This is a genomic window from Sphingomonas molluscorum (genome assembly GCF_039522995.1).
GTDB lineage: Bacteria > Pseudomonadota > Alphaproteobacteria > Sphingomonadales > Sphingomonadaceae > Sphingomonas > Sphingomonas molluscorum.
This window is the reverse complement of record NZ_BAAAEL010000004.1, coordinates 41,022-60,042: the sequence shown is the minus strand read 5'-3', so window position 1 is coordinate 60,042 and position 19,021 is coordinate 41,022. Positions and strand designations below refer to the sequence as shown.

Here is a 19,021-nt window from a genome sequence, read left to right as displayed (position 1 = left end):
ATTTCTGGCGCCTGGGGAGGCTTACTTCCTCCAGGCGTAGGGACCGATCAGCGTTCCGACGAAGCCCGTCGCGACCTTGGTGCTCAGAAACCGCGCGTCCACGTCGGCTGCCAGCGTCTTCCTGCCAGCCGCGCCTTCATAGTCGAACGCCATGGTCCCCCCATCGGCCCGGATCGTCAGCGTCACGGGGTTTCCGGGCGATATCGGAGCCGAGGCGACCAGCCGCTCCTGGCCCTGGTCGGCCGTATAGAGCGCCACCACCGGCTTGCCTGCGATCCGCGTCACGCCGAAGAACAGGTAGTTCCGGTCGCTTTGCATCGCCGCAAGCCCGCCGCGTTCCCCGTCCGCCCCTGGATCGAAGCGCACCGTAGTGCTCACCGTGGCGACATGATGCTGTTGCCGTCGGCCAACGAAGGCGGGCACGCCCGAGAGGTCCCCGATGGGTGTGCCGCGGTCGAGCACCAGGTCACCGGCCTCGAGATGGTAGAAGGGGCGCTTGGGCGTGCGTACGCCGATCCATTGCATCGCCAGCTTGTCGCCCTCGAACTCGTCGACATAGCCGAAGTCGCCGGTCGTCGGCACCGGGCCGGGCGCCTGGGCCGGCAGCTTGGGCACCCTGCTTGCGAAGGGGATGGCCTCGCCCTTGGGCAGGATGATCGGCCAGCCGTCCTTCCAGGTGACAGGCAGAAGGAAGGTTTCGCGCCCGATGTTGTAGAAGTCGCCTTCATAGGGGCGCACGGCGAGGAAGGTCGCGAACCACTCTCCGTTCTGCGTCTCGACCAGCTTGGCGTGCCCCGCAGACGTGATCGGATTTGGACGTGCCGGATCGAGATCCCGCTGGGTCAGGATCGGGTTGTCCGCATAGGGTACGAAGGGGCCGCGCAGGTTCTTCGATCGCAGCACCACCTGGGAATGGTTGACGCTGGTCCCGCCCTCGGCAGCGGTCAGATAGTACCAGCCGTCCTTCTTGAGGATGTGCGGACCCTCGATCCACACCGGCTTCTTGGAGATATCGACGCCGCCGTTCACCAGCTGCGTGCTTTCGCCCACCATCTTGCCGGCGCGCCAGTCATACTCCTGGATCCAGATCGCGCGATGGCCGTCGTAGCGCGGCGGTTCGGCGGGTGCTCGGTTGTTGACGATATAGGCGCGGTCGCCTTCCCAGTAGATCGAAGGATCGATCCCTTCGAACGGCAGCCAGACCGGCTTCGACCAGGGCCCGGCCGGATCCTTCGCCGTGATGACGAAGTTGCCGCCGCACTCCACGCAGGTGTTCGCGATGTAGAAGGTGCCGTCGTGGTACGAGATGTCGGGGGCGAACACCGCCTGCGAAGTCCGCATGCCGGTGAAGTCGAGCTGCTCCGGCCGATCGATCGCGTTGCCGATCTGCGTCCAGTTCACCAAGTCCTTCGAGCGGAAGATCGGCAACCCCGGGAAGTGCGCGAAGGAGGAGAGGACGAGGTAATAATCGTCGCCGACCCGCGTGACCGACGGATCGGGATAATAGCCGGAGAGGATCGGGTTGCGGTGTTGCCCCGCACGGACGGTCACCCGTTCCTGCGTACGGCCGTCGTAGGTGAAGCGGCTGAACCGTGCCGGCTCCGTCGCCAGAGCCGCGGAGCCGGCGGCGAGACCCGCCAGCGCCAGGACAAGCGTGTGAAAATGCATGTCGATCCTCTCCGTGATCCTGTTCGGGACGAACTTGCTCTTATTGCTTGCTCGGTGCCGCTTTGGCCGCAGCGCCCTGAGTGGCGAGCTCGTGCGCAGCATGGGCCAGCTCGATCCACATCGCCCCTTCGGGGATCACATATTCGTTCTCGCCCCAGAAGAAGGGCCAGTCCTCATGGTTCTCGGGGAAGTCGGGCTTGATGATCAAAACGCCGGGGACGACGCCGCCCGCAATGAAGGAGAAGTCGGCACGGTTGTTGCCATAGGCCACTTCCTTGGAGACGGTGCCGACGCCGGAAACGAACGAGATGTCGGAGCCGGGGTGATGGCCGAGCAGGAACTCGATCCCGCGGAATACCGGATCGGCCGGCATGATGTCCGGGAACGCCTTGTGCAGGGCATAGGCGTTGAATGCCGATCCCAAAACGGCGCCGCTGCCGGCCCAGCCACCGGTGGTGATCGGCACGCCGAACGGATTGGCTGCTGCCCCCGTGCGGGTGGCCTCGGCATAGGTCCGCACTGCCGGGATCATGCCGTCGCGATAGCTCGCGGGCATGAAGGGCAGAGCCGCGACGGCGTCGCGCAGGTTCGACGCAAAGGTCTTCTCGATCGCTGGCCACGCTGATTGGACGGCCGCGACATAGCGCTGGTCCTTTGTCGCGCGCAGCAACTCCACCGCCGCCGAGAAGCGCTCTGCCTCCAGCGGGCCACCGGTGGTGTTGCCATATTGGTAGAGATCGGGGGCATGGGACTGCTCCTCCGCCCAGGTGCGGGTCGCGATCGCCAGCGCCTTCCTCGAAAGCTCCGGATCGACTTCGGCCAGCGCCCGCGATGCTGCTGCCAGCCCGGCGATCGAGCCATAGTTGAGCGCCGATGCCTTGGTGGTGAACGCCCAGCGATCGTCCGGCGTACCGCTGCGCCCGTTCCGCTCCTCGCCCAGCTTCAGGCTCGGGTCGTAGATCAGCCCGTCGGTCTTGGTCGATGCGTCGCCGAGGTGGGTATATTGGGCGACGTCGGGCTCCACGATGCCATGGATGGCGTGCCCCACCGCGTCGAACTGCGCGACCAGTTGCAGCGTACCGTGGCGGATCTGCTGGAGCAGGTCCGGGGTGCCGTCGGGGACATGCATTTCCGTGCGGCGGCGGCTCCAATCCACGGCGGTCGTGTCGCGGGTCGGCCGCCAGCGTTCCCAGCTGTCCACCAAGGAGCGGATCACCTGATATTGCGACTGGGTGCGGATATCGAAGTCGCCCGCGTCGAACCAGCCGCCGACCGCCAGGCCGGGAATGTGCTCGCCCGGCTTGAAGCGGGTGTCGGTGGTCGGTCCCTGCGCATAGAGATCGATGTGCTCATGGCTGACCGGCGCCTGGCGCGCGTCGTCGCGGTGGGCCTCGCCGTGCCAGACGCGATAGCCTTCGTTGACGAACATATGGTCCATCGCGACGGGGAAGTAGACGTCCATCGTCGGGTGCCAGGCGCCCGCATAGGCATCCGCGGCGATCCGGAACGGCGCGGTGCGGGTGTCGCCATATTCCAGGACATAGAGGCCTGGCTGGCGCACGCCGCTGAAGTCCAATTGCAGGTAACTGTAGCGCAGGTAGTCACCCCATCGCTTCGGCGATCCGGTCTCGACGGGCGTCATGCGGCCATCTTCGCCGACGCGCAGCAGCCGCGCGGGCAGGGTGCGGCGGTCGTTGCGGTCGAGCTCGATCGTGGCGACCTTGCGCGCGTCGGGCGTGTAGCCGAGCTGCGAGTGGGCGATCACGGGCGGGCGGAGCCAGCCGGGAACGCTGTTCGGCTGGATGGTCCATTCGACCACGGTTCCCGTGCGTCCTGCCGGCAACAGCGAGCGAAACACGAACCAGCCGTTCTGCGCCTGGTTGCGGCCGTCGAACAGCTGCACCTCGACATTCGAGTGGATCGACACGCGTCGCGTCGGGTCTTCCGGCGCAAGCACGAAGCGGTTGCCGCGCGCCATCGCCGTCGGTTCGGCGCCCGGGCCCTCGGCGCGTCCACTCGCCGCGTTGCGTTCGGGCGTCCGGATCATGGCGTCGGCGGGGTAGAGCGGGAAGCTGCCGGTGCGGCCGTCGACCATATAGCTGTGGTGGAAATAGGCGGAGGGCAGGAATTCCAGGTTGAAGCCTGCCTTGCCCGCGAGTGCCGCCGGCACCGGCTGGTCGAGGATCACCGACACCGCGACCGCCGCGCCGCGCTTTTCGGAGCGGATCCGGTAGCGCCATTGGTGCTCCGGATACTCCAACGTCACGGTGATCGCACCCGTCGCGGCGTCCACCTGTCGGTCCACCAGGCGTCCGATCGCGTCCCATTGGCCGGGAGTGGAGGACAGGCGGACATCACCGTTGGTGGCGATCCGTTTGCCCTGCTGGATGATCTCGACACCGCTGATCTTCGAATCGGCGAACAGGCCGTCGTACCAGTTGGAGAAGACCAGCACGTTGACCGCCGGTGCCTCGTAATAGCCCGCTTCCCCCAGCTTCAGCTCGGGCGATGCCGTCGGCTGCAGGGTTTGAGCTTCTACGGGCGCAGCGCTCGCGAGCAGTGCTGCCAGCAGACAGAACACAGGTCTTCCCGCCATGACCATCCTCTCCTGATTGTCCCGGCACTCTTTGGCGCCTGTACTCGACTATAGCGCTAACAACTTCGCCCGCTAGCTGCATCTTGTGTTGAAAGTTGAAGAACGTCCAGGAGAGTAGCTACTGTCGATAGCGCTATCAGTAGCGTTGAGGGGGGAGGCGAATTACATCGGCGGTCTAGAGCAGATCGGCGCGCTCATCCTCCGCACGGGGCGGCATCGCGATACGCGTGTCGGTCAACGCCAGCTCGACCAGCAGCCGCATCGCGGCGTTCGCGCCCGCCACGTCCTTCGCGACGATGGCATCATAGACGCGGGCATGATCGGGGATCGGGTCGCGGATCAAAGCGCGGGTGCGTTGCTTGAACTGCGTGGTCCAGGCGACGGCGGCCCCGATCGAGGATCCTAGAACCACCATCGCATCGTTGCCGGTCGCGTGCAGCAGCGCGTCGTGAAAGTCGCGATCCGCCGCCACGCCGGCTGGCGTCGCAAGCGAGTGGCGACGCATGCCCTTCAACGCATCCCCCATGCGTTTCAAGTCCGCTCGGGTGCGCCGCTCGGCCGCAAACGCGGCGGCGGCAGGTTCGATCACCAGCCTCAGTTCAAAGAGACTGCGCACCAGCCGCGCGTCCGGTTCTCCCGTGAATGCCCATGCGAGCACGTCCGGGTCGAGCAGGTTCCATCGCTCGCGCGGAAGGACATGGGTGCCGGTTTTGACACGGCTCTCCACCAGCCCCTTGGCGGTCAAGACCTGAACTGCCTCCCGATAGGCGCCGCGGGAAACGTCCAGAGCTTCAGCCGCGGCGATCTCGCCGGTCAGCACGTCTCCCGGCTTGTACTGCCCCGAAAGGATCGCGACCCCCAGCTTGTGGGCGACGGCACCGCGAAGGCGCCGGCCCGGCCTGCGCGTGGACTCCCGGGACTCGGTCGTGGCCGGAGACGTGTCGGCAACCGCTTGCGGAAGATCCTGGCCTTCCGAGATCGCGGCTGCCCGCTGTACTATGTCGCTGCCGTCGCTCATCGGCCGCCCGGACGGAGGGGAGCAACGCGGACGGACGCTCGTCGCTGGATTGGAAGCTCGGGCGGGCAAAGAAAGGCGCAGCTTCCCCGCCACGCCGGCAACGCCGCATAGGTAGACAGCCGCATTCCGTTCTCCCAAATCTTCTGTTCTTGCGGCAAACCTGTCACGCAGCCGGCCAACCGGCAACCCGCCATGGCTCGCAGCAGGCGCCCTTCAGCTCCGCGCGGGCCGCCCCGTCGACTGGCGTTCGACCAGGACATGCTGGAGCACGCGGGAGCGTTCCTCCCCCGCCGGCGCAACGGTGCCGGCGCGCATTTCCCGAATCAGGAGCTGCAGCGCTTCCGCCGCGAGTTCCAGCACCGGCTGCCGGATCGTTGTGAGCGGGGGCCAGAGCGTCACCGCCGCCGTGGTGTCATCGAAGCCGGTCACGGTAAGGTCGGCCGGCACGTCCAGGTGCCGGCGATGCGCGACGGAAACAACGGCCGCGGCCATGTCGTCGTTGCTCGCGAAAATGGCGGTCGGCGGCGCGGAGGCGTCCAGCAACTGCTCGCCCGCGACCAGGCCGGATGCATAGCTGAAATCACCCTGGGCGATCTGGGCGTCGACCGTCCCGGCTTCCCGCACCGCCTCTTGGAACCCGCTCAACCGCTCCGCACTCGCGGACTGGTCCGGATTGCCGAGGATGAAGCCGAGGCGGCGATGCCCCAGCTCGATCAGGTGGCGGGTCATGTCATAGGCAGCCCGGCGATTGTCGATGCCCACCGAGATGGCATCGGGTGCAGTCCCCCCGACGACCGCGACGGGCAGGTTGGCCGCGCGAAGCACCTGCCGTACGAGCGGCACCTCGCCCAGCGGCGGTGCCAGCAGGATGCCGCCGACGCCGGAGGCGATCAGCCCTTCGATCGCCTCCGGCGTGGGCGCTTTGCCATCCTTGCCCTTGAGAAGGATCAGCTGCGCCGCGCGGGCGGACGCCTCTTCGAACACGCCGCCCAAGAAATCGCTCATGAAGGCGGCGCTTGGATTGGAGTAGATGACGCCGATCCGGATCTCGCGGGACGTCACCAGGCTCCGCGCCATCATGTTCGGCTTGTAGTTGAGCGCGCGAATGGCCTCGTTCACGCGTTCTCGGGTCTGATCGCGAACGCCAGGATCGGCGTTGATGACGCGGGAGACGGTCATGGGCGACACGCCGGCCTGCTTGGCTACGTCGATGATGGTGACGCCACGCGTCCGTCGGGCGGTTTGTGCCAAGCTCTTCTCTGCGTTGCTGCCGGCGGACTTCGCCTGCGACCGTCGACCAGAGGACGTGCATCCCTGCAAGCGACTTCGTCAATGCGCGTCGCGCACGTCCCTCTGCTGCGCAGCCCGTAACACCGCGACTTGCCTTCGCTCCGCCGAGCGGGCTACGAAGATGGTAACGTTACCGGGAGGGGCCGCACGGTGAGACGATTTCCGTATGTTCGGTGGACCATCATCGGCCTCTTCGTAGGCGCGATGGTCATCAACTATCTCACGCGCAGCATTCTTGGGGTCGCCGCACCGGCGATCATGGCCGAGCAGCATATCTCGTCCGCCCAATATTCGTGGATCACGGGCGCGTTCCAGCTCGGCATCATGTTCCAGCCGGTCGCGGGCTATCTGCTCGATCTGATCGGCCTGAAGATCGGCTTCACCCTGTTCGTCGCGGTGTGGTCGTTGATCACCATGGGCCACGGCCTGGCGACCGGCTGGATGGGCTTTGCAGGCCTGCGCGGCGCGCTGGGGCTGGTCGAGGGCTCTGCCCAGCCGGCCGGCATGAAGCTGGTCGCCGAGTGGTTTCCTGCGCGGGAGCGCGGCGTTGCCGGAGGGATCTACCAGATCGGGGCGTCCTTCGGCGCGGTGTTCGCGCCGCCGCTCGTGGCCTGGGCGGTGCTCAACCACAGCTGGCGTGCGGCGTTCTTCGTCGCCGGCGGTCTCGGCCTCCTGTGGGTGATCGCCTGGCTGTTCTGGTACGCGCCGCCCGGGCGACATCGCGCCCTGTCCGAGAGGGAGCGCACGCTTATCGTCGAAGGGCAGGAGGCAGCGCTTGCCAAGCGGCGCCGTCGCCCGCCGCTTCGGGAACTGCTTGGCCAGCGCAACCTCTGGGCGATCGCAGGCGCGCGCTTCCTGGCCGATCCGGTCTGGGGCATGCTGTCGCTGTGGATGCCGCTGTACCTCGTCCAGGCGCGGCACTTCGATCTCACCCAGATCGCGATGTTCGCCTGGCTGCCCTTTCTCGCGGCGGACCTCGGCTGCCTGTTCGGTCCTGCCGTGGTGGCTTGGCTCCAGCGGCGCGGTGTCTCTCTGGTGGATGCGCGTCGCGGCGCCTTCACGGTAGGTGCGGTGCTGATGATGGGCATGATGTTCGTCGGAACAGTGACGAGCCCCATCGCCGCGGTCGCACTCCTCTGCCTCGGCGGCTTCGCGCATCAGACGCTTTCTGTGACGGTGATCACCATGTCGTCCGATCTGTTTCCGCAGGACCAGGTGGCGACCGCTACCGGCGTATCGGGGACTGCTGCGAACCTGGGCGTCCTGATCTTCACGCTCGTGCTGGGTTCGCTGGTTGATCAGGTTGGCTACCAACCCTTCTTCATCCTCCTCGGCCTGCTCGACCTGCTCGGCGCTGCGCTGCTTTGGACGCTGGTTCGGAAAACCGCATGACCATCCGCAATCCCATCCTGCGGGGCTTCAACCCCGATCCGTCGATCGTCCGCGTGGAGGACGATTATTACATCGCCACCTCCACCTTCGAATGGTTTCCAGGCGTCCAGATCCACCATTCGCGTGATCTCGCCACCTGGCGTCTCGTCGCACGTCCGCTTCGCCGCCCCAGCCAGCTCGACATGCGCGGCAATCCCGACTCCTGCGGGGTGTGGGCGCCGGACCTCAGCTACGCCGATGGTCGGTTCCACCTGATCTTCACCGATGTGAAGCGCTATGGGCGCACGACGGTGGATGGTGCGCGTGGGGCGTCGCTGCGCGACTTCCACAATTACTGGGTCTGGTGCGATCGGATCGATGGTGACTGGTCCGATCCCGTCCATCTCAACAGCAGCGGCTTCGATCCGGCGCTGTTTCACGACGACGACGGACGCAGCTGGCTGCTCAACATGCTGTGGGATCATCGGCCGGGCCGGCGCCGCTTCGCCGGCATCGTCGCGCAGGAGATGGATCTCCGCAGCGGCTGGCTGCTCGGGGAGCGCCGCGTGATCTTCGAGGGAACGCCGCTCGGCTTCACCGAGGGGCCGCACCTCTACAAGCGGGACGGCTGGTACCATCTCCTGGTCGCGGAAGGGGGGACCGAGCGGAACCACGCCGTCGTCATGGCCCGCTCGCGTTCGCTGTTCGGACCTTACGAGGTGCATCCCGACGGCCCCGTGCTTACGGCCCGCGGCCGGCCCGAGGCTCCCTTGCAGCGCGCCGGGCACGGCGACCTCGTCGAAACGCCCTCGGGCGAGACATGGATGACCTACCTCTGTGGGCGTCCCTTGCCGGCAAGCAACCGCTGCGTGCTGGGGCGGGAAAGCGCGATCCAGCCGATGCGCTGGGGCGCCGACGGATGGCTGCGCACGCTCGACGGGACGGGGGTACCGGTGGCGGAAGTAGCAGGGCCGGCGCACGCCGCCGTCGACCCTGTGCAAGAGGAGACCGAGTTCACCGGCTCGACCCTGCCGGAGCCGTTCCAATGGCTCCGGACGCCCTATCCCGAGCAGCTCTTCAGCCTCGAGGCGCGTCCGGGCTATCTGCGCCTCTACGGGCGCGAGACCATCGGCAGCCACTTCACCCAGTCGCTGGTCGCGCGGCGACAACAGGCGTTCCGCTACCATGCGCAGAGCTGCGTCGAGTTCGAGCCCGAGCATTTCCAGCAGGGGGCCGGCCTGGTCTGCTATTACAACAGCACCAAATTCTACTTCCTCCACCTGACCGCCGACGATGGCGGCGAGCGCCAGATCCAGGTGCTGGCCGTTACGCCGCAGGGGGAGGGGAGCAGTGTCCTCACGCCGCCGGTCCCGATCGGTCCGGGTGCCGTCGAGCTTCGCGTGGAGGTGGACCATGAGGCGCTGCGCTTCGGCTATCGCCTGGCAGGTGCCTTGGAGTGGTGCTGGCTCCCGGAGGCGTTCGACGCGAGCCTGTTGTCGGACGAGGCGACGCTGCCGGGCCTGCCGAACTTCACCGGCACCTTCGTCGGCATGGCGTGCCAGGACATGGCCGGCACCGGCCTTCCGGCCGACTTCCGCTATTTCCACTATGTCGAGCACCCGGCGGCCGACCCGCTGCGGGAGCAGGCATCGGCACGCGCAGAGGTTCTGGGCTAGGCGCGCTGGATGCGGCGAAATGGCTGCGAAGCGCGAGCCAGCGCAGCCGTGCCCCTCCTCAGGGTTTGCGCGTGCCCTTTACCCCGGTCTTCGGGACGAGGATCAGCGTGCGTCCCTCGACCCGCCACGAGGCGAGATCGGAGAGGAAGTTCATCCCCAGCACGTTCATGTCGCCGAGCGCCGGAGAGATCGCGACCTTGAGATCGCGCGCCGTGATCGATCCCAGCTCGAGCCGCTTCACCGATCCGGTGCGCGCCTGGGCCAGGCCGTTCGCGGTCTGAAGCACCACTGGAACCAGGCTGGTGCCGGAGCCTATGGCGGCCGCCTTTGCCGTGTCCTCGGAGATCGCGGTGATCGTCGCACCGCTGTCGACCAGCATCCGGCGCTCCACCCCGTTGATCGTCGCGCGTGCCCAGAAATGCCCGTCCGGCGACATCCGGATGCGAACCTCTCCGCCGGACACCTCCTGGCCGTTCACGCCGAGGCGCTCGGCGATGCGCGCCAAAGAAGGTTCGTAGGGCGCCTGCTGGAACAGGATGAACAGGCACAGCGCGAGCAACCCGACCGAGAAAGCGAAGCGCACGATCGGCCCGATGAAGGGGATGCGCTGGATGAATGCGAGCGCCAGCGCCGCAAGCACTGCATAGATTGCGATCTGCTGCCATTCGGTGCTGATGGTCACGCGGTGTAGCCCTTCATCTCGTCACGAACCCAAAGCCTAAAGTTTCGATCCGCAGCGTCTCTCGGGGACGATCAGAGCGGACTGTCAATGGACGCGGGTGGCTTGCTGAACCAGTGAGGCCCCGCCGGGGTCATGTAGAAGCAATCCTCCAGCCGGACGCCGAACTTGCCGGGCAAGTAGAGGCCCGGCTCGTTGGAGAAGCACATGCCGGCCGCGAGCGGGGTAGTCTCTCCGTGCACGAGGTTGACCGGTTCATGCCCGTCCATGCCGATGCCGTGGCCGGTGCGGTGGGAAAGGCCGGGCAGGCGATAGCGCGGGCCATAGCCCTGCGCCTCGTAGAAGGTGCGCACGGCATCGTCGATGGTACCGGCCGCGATGCCGATGCGCGCTGCTTCCAACGCCACCTGCTGCCCCTTCGCGACCGTTTCCCATACCCGGCGAACCTCCGGGCGGACGCTACGGTACGAGAAGGTGCGCGAGACGTCGGACTCATAGCCATGCACCGAGCAGCCGCAGTCCATCAGCAGCACTTCCCCGGGCGCGATCCGGTGCACCCGTCGGCTGCCGTGCGGATAGGCGGAGGCCTCGCCCACCAGCGCCATCGAGAACTCCGGCTCGCCGCCGAGCATGCGGGTTGCGGCGCTCATCAGCGCGGACACGTCACGGCCGGTCATGCCAGCCTCGACCCGCGCCCAGGTCCACCGATAGGCGGCAAGCGTGACGTCGGTCGCCATCTGCATCAGCGCGATCTCCGCGGGGGACTTGATCATGCGCAGGCCGCGAACGATCGGATCGGCCGACACGAGCCGCATGCCCGGCAGCCGTGCGCCGAGCCCGTCTGCCACGAAGAAGCGGGCGGTCTCCTCGATCCCCAGCCGCCCCTTGGCCAGGCCGCGCTCCTGCAGCCAGCCGGCGATCAGTGCCAGCGGGCTTTCATCCTCCTGCCACACGCGCACCTCTGCCGAGACGTCGAGGGTCTCGCGGACCGAGGGTTCTTCGAAGAAGGGGGTGACCACCAGCGCGTCACCTTCGCGCGGAAGGACGGCCGCGGTCACGCGCTCGCTCCGGCCCCACTGAACGCCCGTGAAATAGGTGAGCGACGCGCCCGGCTCGACCACCACGGCGGCGATGTCGTGGCGACGCATCAGGGCCTGCGCGCGCCCGATCCGTGCCAGCCGCTCGGCCGCATCGATCGGCTTTGCACCCGTGGTGAGGTCGCGGAGTTCCGACAGGTCCGGCTCCGCGGCACGCAGGATCGCGCTGGAAGCGAGGGCCGGGAGGGTGAGAGCTGCGCCGACGAAGCTGCGGCGGGAGAGGAAGGAGCGCATACCGGCTGGATAGGGTGCATTGCAGGGACGCTGCAATGCACCCGCGCCGGTCAGCGTCGATTTAGCGCCGCCGCCGCCACAGCCATGCGCCGATGGCCGCCACGCCGAACGCGGCGGCTCCGGCCGCGGCCGCTGCGGCACGGCGCTGCTCGGGATTTCGCTGGCCGCCATCGATCCCGCTGGGCTCGCTCGGCGGATCGAACAGCGTGCCGCTGCCGTCCTCGCCCCGCTCGGCCTTCCGTGACCAGCGCTCCATGAAGCCGTTCATCATCGCCGCGCTCAGGTTCGGCACCGCGAACTGGCCGAGCTTCAGGGCCAGTGCGGGCGCGCCCAGCACGGTGGTGTTGCGGGGGTGCCGTGCAAGCCGCACCACGGCCTTCGCCACGGTCTCCGGTGCCAGCGACCCCGGCGGCATCGCAAGCCGGACGCCCGTATAGTTGCCCGCGTGTCCGATCGCGGGTGTGTCGACGAAGGTCGGATACACGTCGCAGATGTGGATCCGCGGGTTCTTCGAAAGCTCGCCGCGCAGCGCCTGGCTGAAGCCCCGCAACCCGAACTTGCTCGCCGAATAGGCGGCGGCAAACGGCGTCGCAAAGAAGCCGCCGATCGAGATCATGTTGACCCAGGTGCCGCGATCCTGCGCCAGGAAGATCGGCAGGACGGCGTGCGCTTCGTTCATGTGGCTGAGCAGGTTCGACTCGATCACCCGCTGGTGGTCGGCGAGGGGAACGTCCTGGAACTTGCCGAGCACGCCCACGCCCACGCAGCTGAACCAGAGGTCGATGCCGCCCAGCCGCTCCCGCGCTTCCGCTGCGAAGTCCGCGACTGCGCCCGGATCGGTCACGTCGACGGGAACGGCATCGGCCGTGCCGCCCGCGCCGCGGCAGCGCAGGGCGATGTCGTCCAACCCGGCCGTGCCCCGCGCGCCGAGCACCAGCCGGGCGCCCTGGCGTGCGAAGGCGACCGCAGTGGCGGCGCCGATGCCGCTCGACGCGCCGGTGATGACGACGCGGAGGGGCGCGCGGCTCATCGGCCGACCGCCTCCTTCACCTTCTCGGCCGCCTTGGCGAGCAGGCCCTTCTCGGCCTCCTCGGCCTCTTCCTTGGTCTTGAAGGCCGCCCCCTCCGGCTCGGCCGGCGGCGCATAGACCGAGAAGAGCTTCAGGTCGCCGGAGCCCTTGTTGATGATGTTGTGCTCCGATCCCTTGGGCACCACCACCATGTGGTTCTTGCCGGCCTTGGTCGAGTGACCGTCGACGATGACCTGCGCCTCGCCCGAGACGATGAAGGTCGTCTGGTCGGCCGGATGCGTCTCGGTGCCGATCTCCTCGCCCGCCGGGATGCTCATCAGCACGATCTGCACCTTGCGGTCGCGATACACCTCCTTCTGCCAGAAGCTGTTCTTGGTCGCGAGGTCCACCATGTCCTTGTTGAAGATCGCCATTCGCCTGCTCCTGTGGATTTGCGTTCGGGAAAGGGGACGAACGAAGGCCCGGACCGTTCCCGTGAACTGCGGATCGCGCGGCGCGATGGGGCGTTCGGGCGGCGCAGGGATGTTCGGGAGACCCGATGGTAACGCTCTTTCCCCAAGCGCATGTCAGCGAGGCCGAACGCGAACACGGCCTGCACCTGCTGGTGCGCGAAGCGGCCTTGTCCGGCGGTACCGCCGCACTCACCACCGGCGTCATCCTCACCGCCTTCGCGCTGCACCTGGGGGCTTCCAACACGATGGTCGGGGTGCTTGCGAGTGCGCCCTTCCTCGCGCAGCTCCTGCAGCTTCCCGCGATCCTGCTGGTGGAGCGCCTGCGCACGCGCAAGCGGATCGCCGTCATCACCAGCCTGGTGGGCCGCGCGATGCTGGCGGTGATGGCGGTCACCGCCTTTTTCACCGGAACGGTGCCGTTGCTGTTGTTCCTGGCCGCGCAGTTGGTCGTATGCGGGTTGGGCGCGATCGGGACCTGTGCCTGGAACGCCTGGCTCCGCGACCTGGCGCCGGAGGACCGGCTAGGGCGGGTGTTCGCGAAGCGTACGGCGTGGCTCACCGCCATTAGCCTGATCCTCGGCCTCGCGGCGGCGCTTGCGCTGCATCTGACGCCTGCCGGATCGCTGTCGCGCAACCTGGTGTTCGCCGGCATGTTCACGATCGGGTGCGTCACCGGGCTGATCAGCGCGCGCGTGGTTGCGGCCATGCCGGAGCCGGAGATGCCGGCCACCGACGGCCCGGTCCGCCTCAAGCGCCTGCTCACGCAGCCCTTCCGCGACCGCAACTTCGCCCGGCTGCTGGGTTTCGTTGCCAGCTGGCAGTTCGCGATCAACCTGGCCACGCCCTTCTTCACCGTCTTCATCGTTCGCCAGCTCCGCTTCGAAGTCAGCTTCGTGATGGTGCTGAGCGTGGTGAGCCAGGTGGCGAACCTGCTGGCGCTGCGGTCCTGGGGCGTGCTCAGCGATCGCTTCGCCAATAAGTCGGTGATGGCCGTGTGTGCGCCGGCCTATATCTTCGCCATCGTCGGCATGATCGGCGCGTCGCAGTTCGAGAACCGAACGCTGGTCGCCGCGTGGCTGGTGGCGCTGCACATGCTGATGGGGGCCGCCATCGCAGGCGTGACGCTCACTTCGACCAACATCGCGCTCAAGCTGTCGCCCAAGGGGAGCGCCACCGCCTATGTCGCGGCAAACGCGATGGTGACAGCAGTGGCCGCCGGCCTCGCGCCGATCCTCGGCGGCCTGCTCGCGGACTTCTTCGCGAGGCGGGAACTCGAGCTGCTGCTCCGCTGGAGCGGCCCCAGCGGAACGCTCAGCCTGCCGCTCATCCTCACCAACTGGGACTTCTACTTCCTGATCGCGGGTCTGCTGGGCCTCTACGCCATCCACCGGCTCTCGCTGGTGGCGGAACATGGCGAGATCGAGCGGCGCGAGATGGTGAACCAGCTGCTGTCCGAGACCCGGCGCGGCATCCGCAACATCTCCAGCGTCGCCGGGTTGCGGGCAGCGACCGACCTGCCCGCGTCGCTGCTGCGCGACGCGCGATTGCGGCGGCGGCTCCGCCGCGCTCGCGCCCGGCGTGACGAGGCGCGAGCCACTCGGCGAAGTGCTCCGCGGGACGGAGGGGCGGCGCTGGAGACACGTTCCGGAACCGCACCGGAGCCGGTGGACTGATCCAGGTTATTCCGGACCGCCGTCGATCGGTTTTTTGGCCCGCCGCGGGAACAGCGCCTTGCCTTCGAGGCTTGAGAGGCTGAACCGAGCGCCGGCGGATGCCGCCTCGAACCTCAAGGAAGAGGGAAGAGAATGGCAAGCATGCAGGACGTCCGGAGACTTCCGCGCGAGCCCCTCGGCAGTCGCTTGCCCCTTGCCGCGGCGGGGTGCTGACCGCCATGGCCTATGTCCGCTACACGCCCGACGTGGAGACGATCCCGCCCGATGAGGGTGAGACGATCGACGCGATCATCGCGGCGATGGGGAAGGGCGGGGAGGTGACCTGCCGCCGGTACGGCCGCTACGTCCGTGTCTCCCACGCGAAATCCCATGCGCTGTTGCGCGGCGAGTTGCATGTCCGCGACGATCTGCCCCCGGAGCTCGCCCAAGGCCTGTTCGCGAAACCTGGGCGCTATTCCGTGGTGGTGCGCATGGCGCAGGTGCCCGGCGAACTGCTCGACGATCGCCGCGTCTCCACCCCCCGGGGCCTGGCGATCAAGGTGCTGGGGGTCGAGGGCGAGAAGCTGCCCGGGCATGATGCCGACACGCAGGACTTCGTGCTCGATACCGGCACCGTCTTCAACGCGCCGACCGCCAGCGCCTTTCTGGCCGCCATCAGCGCCACCGAAACCGCGACTGCGCTGCCGCAGGCGGTCAAGGCCGCCGTCTCCACAGCAGCCCGCGTCACGAACCGCACACTGAACGCGGTCGGGCTCAACAGCGCGAACCTCGACTTCTACGGCCATCCGCGGCTGCCCCCGCTCGCGGAAGCCTATTTCAGCCAGTGCCCGCTGCGGTACGGCGACCATGTAGCCAAGCTGGGGTTCTTCCCCGACAGCGAAACGCTTGCGGCCGTGCGGGCGAGGGGCATCGACTTCCAAGATCCCGACGCGCTTCGGACGGCGATGGTGGCCTGGTTCACCGAAAATGCGGCAGAGTTCGACGTCCGGGTGCAGCTGTGCACCGATCTGGAGCGGATGCCGGTGGAGGACGCCAGCGTCGACTGGCCGCAGGAAGAAAGTCCCTATCGTTCGGTCGCACGCCTCGTGCTGCCGCCGCAGCCCGCCTGGAACGCAGTGCGACGCGCCTTTGTCGACGAGCAACTGCTGTTCTGTCCGTCCCACAGCCTGGCCGCGCATCGGCCGCTCGGCAGCATCATGCGCGCGCGGCTGCGTGCCTATGAAGTGCTCGGCAACCGGCGCCGCGCCACCAACGGTTGTCCACTAGAGGAGCCCAAGGATCTGATGGCCATGCCCCAGGAAATCCCGAGCGCCGCTGCGCTCGCCTCTTCGTCCCGCAAGAGCTCACCGGTCCCCGGATCCGCCGGGGTCCTGGTGGTCGGCGCTTTGGCGGCGTTGGTCGGTGCGGCTTGGTTCCGCAGCCGCAAGGATGAGGCAGCGCTTCGCGAGCGAACCGCCGAACGTCTTCGCACTCCAACCGAGGTGAACTGAACCCATGCGCATCCATCACCTCAACTGCGGTACCTGCTGCCCCGTCGGAGGGCGGCTCTTCGACGGCAAGAGCGACAGCCCCTTCGGTCATCTCGTCTGCCACTGCCTGCTGATCGAGACGGAGGCGGGCCTGGTCCTGGTCGACACCGGCTTCGGGACCCGAGACGTCGCGCATCCGCTTCGGCGCTTGTCGCCCTTCTTCCTGACGCTCAATAACATCCAGCTGCGTCGCGAGGAGACGGCCGTGGCCCAGGTACGCCGGCTGGGATTCGATCCCGCCGACGTCCGCCACATCATCGTTACCCACCTCGACTTCGATCATGCCGGCGGCCTCGAGGACTTCCCCAACGCTGCCGTCCATGTGACGGCGCGCGAGAAGGAAGTTGCGGACGAGCGGGCAGGGGGCGCCTTCGTCGGCACCCGCCGCTATCGTCCCCAGCAATGGGACGAGATGCAGGATTGGCGCCTCTATCCGTTCGGCGGCGGCGAGCGCTGGTTCGGCTTCGATGCCGTGCGGGACCTTCACGGCCTGCCGCCGGAAATCCTGCTCGTGCCGCTCGCCGGCCACACTTGGGGCCATGCCGGGGTGGCGATTCGTGAGGATAGCGGCCGCTGGCTGCTCCACGCGGCCGACGCCTACTTCTATCGTGGTGAGGTCGGGTCGGAGCGCTATTCGTGCACGCCGGCGCTGCGCGGCTACCAGCGGATGATGGAGGTCGATCGCGCCGCGCGCCTACATAACCAGCAGCGCCTGCGCCGCCTCTCGCTGGATCGCGGGGACGAGGTCCGCATCTTCTGTGCCCACGACCCGGTCGAGTTCGAACTGCTCGCGTCCGGACAGCGCTAGTCCGAACCGCGGCGCCCCAAGCGGGGCGCCGCGTCGCGCCTAGTTGTCCGCCATCGGCACGGGGGCATCGGCGGGGATCAGCGCTTCCTCGCGCAGTTCCTCCCAGACGGCTACCGGCACGGTCGCCGCCATCAGCCGCGCGTTTTCGCGAACCTTGTCCGGCCGCTTGGCTCCCGGGATGATCGCTGCCACGACCGGATGCGCGGCGCAGAACTGGAGTGCGGCCGAGCGGATGTCGGCGCCATGCCGCTCGCAGATGGCCGCGATCCGGTCCCGCTTGGCGATCATGTCGGCCGGCGCCTCCTGATATTCGAAGTTCCGCCCGCCGGCGAGCAGGCCGCTGTTGTAGGGGCCGCCCACCACCACATGCACGCCGCGTTCGGCGCACAGCGGAAAGAGACGATCGAGTGCGGGCTGGTTGAGCAGGCTGTAGCGGCCGGCGAGCAGGAACACGTCGGGATCGGCCTGCTCGATTGCCCGCACGCAGGGCTCGGTGCGGTTCACTCCCAGGCCCCAGCCCTTGATCACGCCCTGATCGCGTAGTTCGTCCAGCGCCCGGAACGCGCCCGTTCGGGCGATCTCGAACTGCTCTTCCCACGCTTCTCCCAGATGGTCGGCAGCCAGGTCATGCACGAAGGCGATATCGATCTGGGCGAAGCCCAGCCGCTGATAGCTGTCCTCAATCGACCGCATGATACCATCATAGGTGTAGTCGACGTCGACGCGGAACGGCAGGCCCTCCTTGAACGGCGGGTTTTCGGGGCGGCTGACGTCCGGACGCAGCAGCCGTCCGACCTTGGTCGAAAGCACGAACTGCTCGCGGGGATAGCGGCGGAGGACCGCGCCGAACCGATGTTCGGAGAGCCCGCTTCCGTAGTGGGGCGCGGTGTCGAAATAGCGGACACCGCTGTCCCAGGCGGCGACCAGTGCCGCCTCGGCCGTCGCCTCGTCCACGACGTCAAACATGTTGCCGAGCGGAGCGCCGCCGAAGCCGAGCGGGCCGGGGGGAGCGAAATGGGGCATGCGGATCCTCGGAGAAAGCTGAAAGGGACACCGTCAAAGCGCGACGATCGGCAGGACGTTCCCGCAACGGTGCCGCCCGCCGTCCGGACCCGCGCGACCAGATGCCGGTAGGCGTCGCGCTGATCTGGCGCGACGCCATGCCATTCTGCCGCCCTGCGCACCAGACGCAGCGGCAATCCGGTGGGAGACTCCGCCTTCCGAACGCCCGCGTGGCTTCCGCCAGCCTGGCGTTCGGCCGGCTCAATCCAGCATTTCGATGTCCGGCAGATGCCAGCTGGCGTCGAAATACGGCGCCAAGGGTGCGTAGAGCCTGAAGTAGGTGAACCAGGCCCGGCCGGCTACGGTCGGCAGCCAATTGGCCTCCGGCGCATCGGTGGGCGGCTCCGGCCCGAACACCAGGTCGACCGAACCGTCCGGGTTGGTAACCAGTTCGCTCCGGGAGCCGATCTCCGCCTTGTCGTACGGGGTGTCGATGAAACAGCGGGTCTCGATGTCGTAGACCGCGACCGACCACCATTGCGCCGCCGGCACATCGGCCGGGACGTGGAGCCGGTAGCGCCTGCCGCCGTCGAACCACTGGCCCTGCGCGTCCCGATAGGCGGAAAGATAGGCTTGGCCCTGACCCGGCGTGTGGGTGGTCATCCCTTCCGACAAACCCACCGCCTCGTAGAACCAGGACGCGCGCTCATCGAGCTGGGAATAATGCTCGCTCTGCTGGCTCATGGCGACATTGACCGCCCGATCCCAATGACCGCCATAGGCGGCCGTGTCGAAGCGCTTGTCGAAGGAGTTGGCGATCGCCATCAACTGGCCGATCCGCGCGCCTTCCTCCAGCGCCCGTGCCTGCCCGGCATCGGGGCGGAACGGTTTGCCCTTT

15 protein-coding genes are annotated in these 19,021 nt (G+C 67.6%); 5 read left to right on the top strand and 10 right to left on the bottom strand.

Features of this window, described 5'->3' with window-relative positions; translation table 11 throughout:
- Positions 1-21: 21 nt before the first annotated feature.
- From ABDZ92_RS07545 to ABDZ92_RS07530, 4 genes are all read right to left on the bottom strand, one after another.
- The gene (locus tag ABDZ92_RS07545; protein ID WP_125961913.1) at positions 22-1,668 is read right to left on the bottom strand and encodes a glycoside hydrolase family 43 protein; all 1,647 of its coding nucleotides are present in this window, start codon (positions 1,666-1,668) and stop codon (positions 22-24) included.
- Positions 1,669-1,708: 40 nt separating this feature from the next.
- A complete protein-coding gene (locus tag ABDZ92_RS07540) occupies positions 1,709-4,264 on the bottom strand; it encodes a glycoside hydrolase family 9 protein (RefSeq protein ID WP_125961911.1) in 2,556 nt (851 codons plus the stop codon).
- Positions 4,265-4,439: 175 nt separating this feature from the next.
- The gene (locus tag ABDZ92_RS07535) at positions 4,440-5,282 is read right to left on the bottom strand and encodes a FadR/GntR family transcriptional regulator (RefSeq protein ID WP_125961910.1); all 843 of its coding nucleotides are present in this window, start codon (positions 5,280-5,282) and stop codon (positions 4,440-4,442) included.
- Between the two features lie 213 nt (positions 5,283-5,495).
- Entirely contained in the window at positions 5,496-6,533 is a 1,038-nt protein-coding gene (locus ABDZ92_RS07530; protein WP_241211966.1) for a LacI family DNA-binding transcriptional regulator, read from the bottom strand.
- A 189-nt stretch (positions 6,534-6,722) separates the two neighbouring features.
- Between ABDZ92_RS07530 and ABDZ92_RS07525 the strand changes: the two genes are divergently transcribed.
- Both ABDZ92_RS07525 and ABDZ92_RS07520 read left to right on the top strand, forming a co-directional pair.
- Entirely contained in the window at positions 6,723-7,964 is a 1,242-nt protein-coding gene (locus ABDZ92_RS07525; protein WP_125961908.1) for an MFS transporter, read from the top strand.
- The gene (locus ABDZ92_RS07520) at positions 7,961-9,619 is read left to right on the top strand and encodes a glycoside hydrolase family 43 protein (protein ID WP_125961906.1); all 1,659 of its coding nucleotides are present in this window, start codon (positions 7,961-7,963) and stop codon (positions 9,617-9,619) included. Before ABDZ92_RS07525 ends, ABDZ92_RS07520 begins: the two co-directional genes overlap by 4 nt.
- 58 nt (positions 9,620-9,677) lie before the next feature.
- Here ABDZ92_RS07520 and ABDZ92_RS07515 read toward each other — a convergent pair whose 3' ends face one another.
- From ABDZ92_RS07515 to ABDZ92_RS07500, 4 genes are all read right to left on the bottom strand, one after another.
- On the bottom strand, positions 9,678-10,301 hold the full coding sequence (locus tag ABDZ92_RS07515; protein ID WP_125961905.1) for a retropepsin-like aspartic protease family protein: 624 nt from the start codon (positions 10,299-10,301) through the stop codon (positions 9,678-9,680).
- 71 nt (positions 10,302-10,372) lie between these two features.
- Positions 10,373-11,629 carry a M24 family metallopeptidase gene (locus ABDZ92_RS07510; RefSeq protein WP_125961904.1) on the bottom strand — a complete coding sequence of 419 codons (1,257 nt, stop codon included), beginning with the start codon at positions 11,627-11,629 and terminating at the stop codon, positions 10,373-10,375.
- Positions 11,630-11,690: 61 nt separating this feature from the next.
- Positions 11,691-12,659, bottom strand: a complete 969-nt coding sequence (locus tag ABDZ92_RS07505) for an SDR family oxidoreductase (RefSeq protein WP_125961903.1) — start codon at positions 12,657-12,659, stop codon at positions 11,691-11,693.
- On the bottom strand, positions 12,656-13,072 hold the full coding sequence (locus tag ABDZ92_RS07500) for a cupin domain-containing protein (RefSeq protein ID WP_125961901.1): 417 nt from the start codon (positions 13,070-13,072) through the stop codon (positions 12,656-12,658). Before ABDZ92_RS07500 ends, ABDZ92_RS07505 begins: the two co-directional genes overlap by 4 nt.
- Before the next feature lie 125 nt (positions 13,073-13,197).
- Here ABDZ92_RS07500 and ABDZ92_RS07495 point away from each other — a divergent pair, with 125 nt between their 5' ends.
- The 3 genes from ABDZ92_RS07495 (at position 13,198) to ABDZ92_RS07485 (ending at position 17,121) form a co-directional block, all read left to right on the top strand.
- Positions 13,198-14,784: an MFS transporter gene (locus ABDZ92_RS07495; protein ID WP_125961900.1), complete on the top strand. Its 1,587-nt coding sequence runs from the start codon at positions 13,198-13,200 to the stop codon at positions 14,782-14,784.
- Positions 14,785-14,990: 206 nt separating this feature from the next.
- The gene (locus tag ABDZ92_RS07490) at positions 14,991-16,274 is read left to right on the top strand and encodes a catalase family protein (protein ID WP_206432241.1); all 1,284 of its coding nucleotides are present in this window, start codon (positions 14,991-14,993) and stop codon (positions 16,272-16,274) included.
- 4 nt (positions 16,275-16,278) lie between these two features.
- On the top strand, positions 16,279-17,121 hold the full coding sequence (locus ABDZ92_RS07485; protein WP_125961898.1) for an MBL fold metallo-hydrolase: 843 nt from the start codon (positions 16,279-16,281) through the stop codon (positions 17,119-17,121).
- A gap of 39 nt (positions 17,122-17,160) precedes the next feature.
- Here the strand turns inward: ABDZ92_RS07485 and ABDZ92_RS07480 are convergent, their stop codons facing one another.
- Positions 17,161-18,144 (bottom strand): aldo/keto reductase, encoded by a 984-nt coding sequence (locus ABDZ92_RS07480; RefSeq protein WP_125961897.1) that lies wholly within the window; start codon positions 18,142-18,144, stop codon positions 17,161-17,163.
- Positions 18,145-18,384: 240 nt separating this feature from the next.
- Entirely contained in the window at positions 18,385-18,786 is a 402-nt protein-coding gene (locus ABDZ92_RS07475; RefSeq protein ID WP_343762260.1) for a DUF1214 domain-containing protein, read from the bottom strand.
- Positions 18,787-19,021: the final 235 nt, after the last annotated feature.

Bases quoted from the DNA above. Each gene is read 5' to 3' on its own strand.
- ABDZ92_RS07480 (WP_125961897.1), bottom strand. From the start codon at position 18,144: ATGCCCCATTTCGCTCCCCCCGGCCCGCTCGGCTTCGGCGGCGCTCCG.
- ABDZ92_RS07520 (WP_125961906.1), top strand. From the start codon at position 7,961: ATGACCATCCGCAATCCCATCCTGCGGGGCTTCAACCCCGATCCGTCG.
- ABDZ92_RS07545 (WP_125961913.1), bottom strand. From the start codon at position 1,668: ATGCATTTTCACACGCTTGTCCTGGCGCTGGCGGGTCTCGCCGCCGGC.
- ABDZ92_RS07475 (WP_343762260.1), bottom strand. From the start codon at position 18,786: ATGACCACCCACACGCCGGGTCAGGGCCAAGCCTATCTTTCCGCCTAT.
- ABDZ92_RS07485 (WP_125961898.1), top strand. From the start codon at position 16,279: ATGCGCATCCATCACCTCAACTGCGGTACCTGCTGCCCCGTCGGAGGG.
- ABDZ92_RS07495 (WP_125961900.1), top strand. From the start codon at position 13,198: ATGGTAACGCTCTTTCCCCAAGCGCATGTCAGCGAGGCCGAACGCGAA.
- ABDZ92_RS07540 (WP_125961911.1), bottom strand. From the start codon at position 4,264: ATGGCGGGAAGACCTGTGTTCTGTCTGCTGGCAGCACTGCTCGCGAGC.
- ABDZ92_RS07535 (WP_125961910.1), bottom strand. From the start codon at position 5,282: ATGAGCGACGGCAGCGACATAGTACAGCGGGCAGCCGCGATCTCGGAA.
- ABDZ92_RS07505 (WP_125961903.1), bottom strand. From the start codon at position 12,659: ATGAGCCGCGCGCCCCTCCGCGTCGTCATCACCGGCGCGTCGAGCGGC.
- ABDZ92_RS07510 (WP_125961904.1), bottom strand. From the start codon at position 11,629: ATGCGCTCCTTCCTCTCCCGCCGCAGCTTCGTCGGCGCAGCTCTCACC.
- ABDZ92_RS07500 (WP_125961901.1), bottom strand. From the start codon at position 13,072: ATGGCGATCTTCAACAAGGACATGGTGGACCTCGCGACCAAGAACAGC.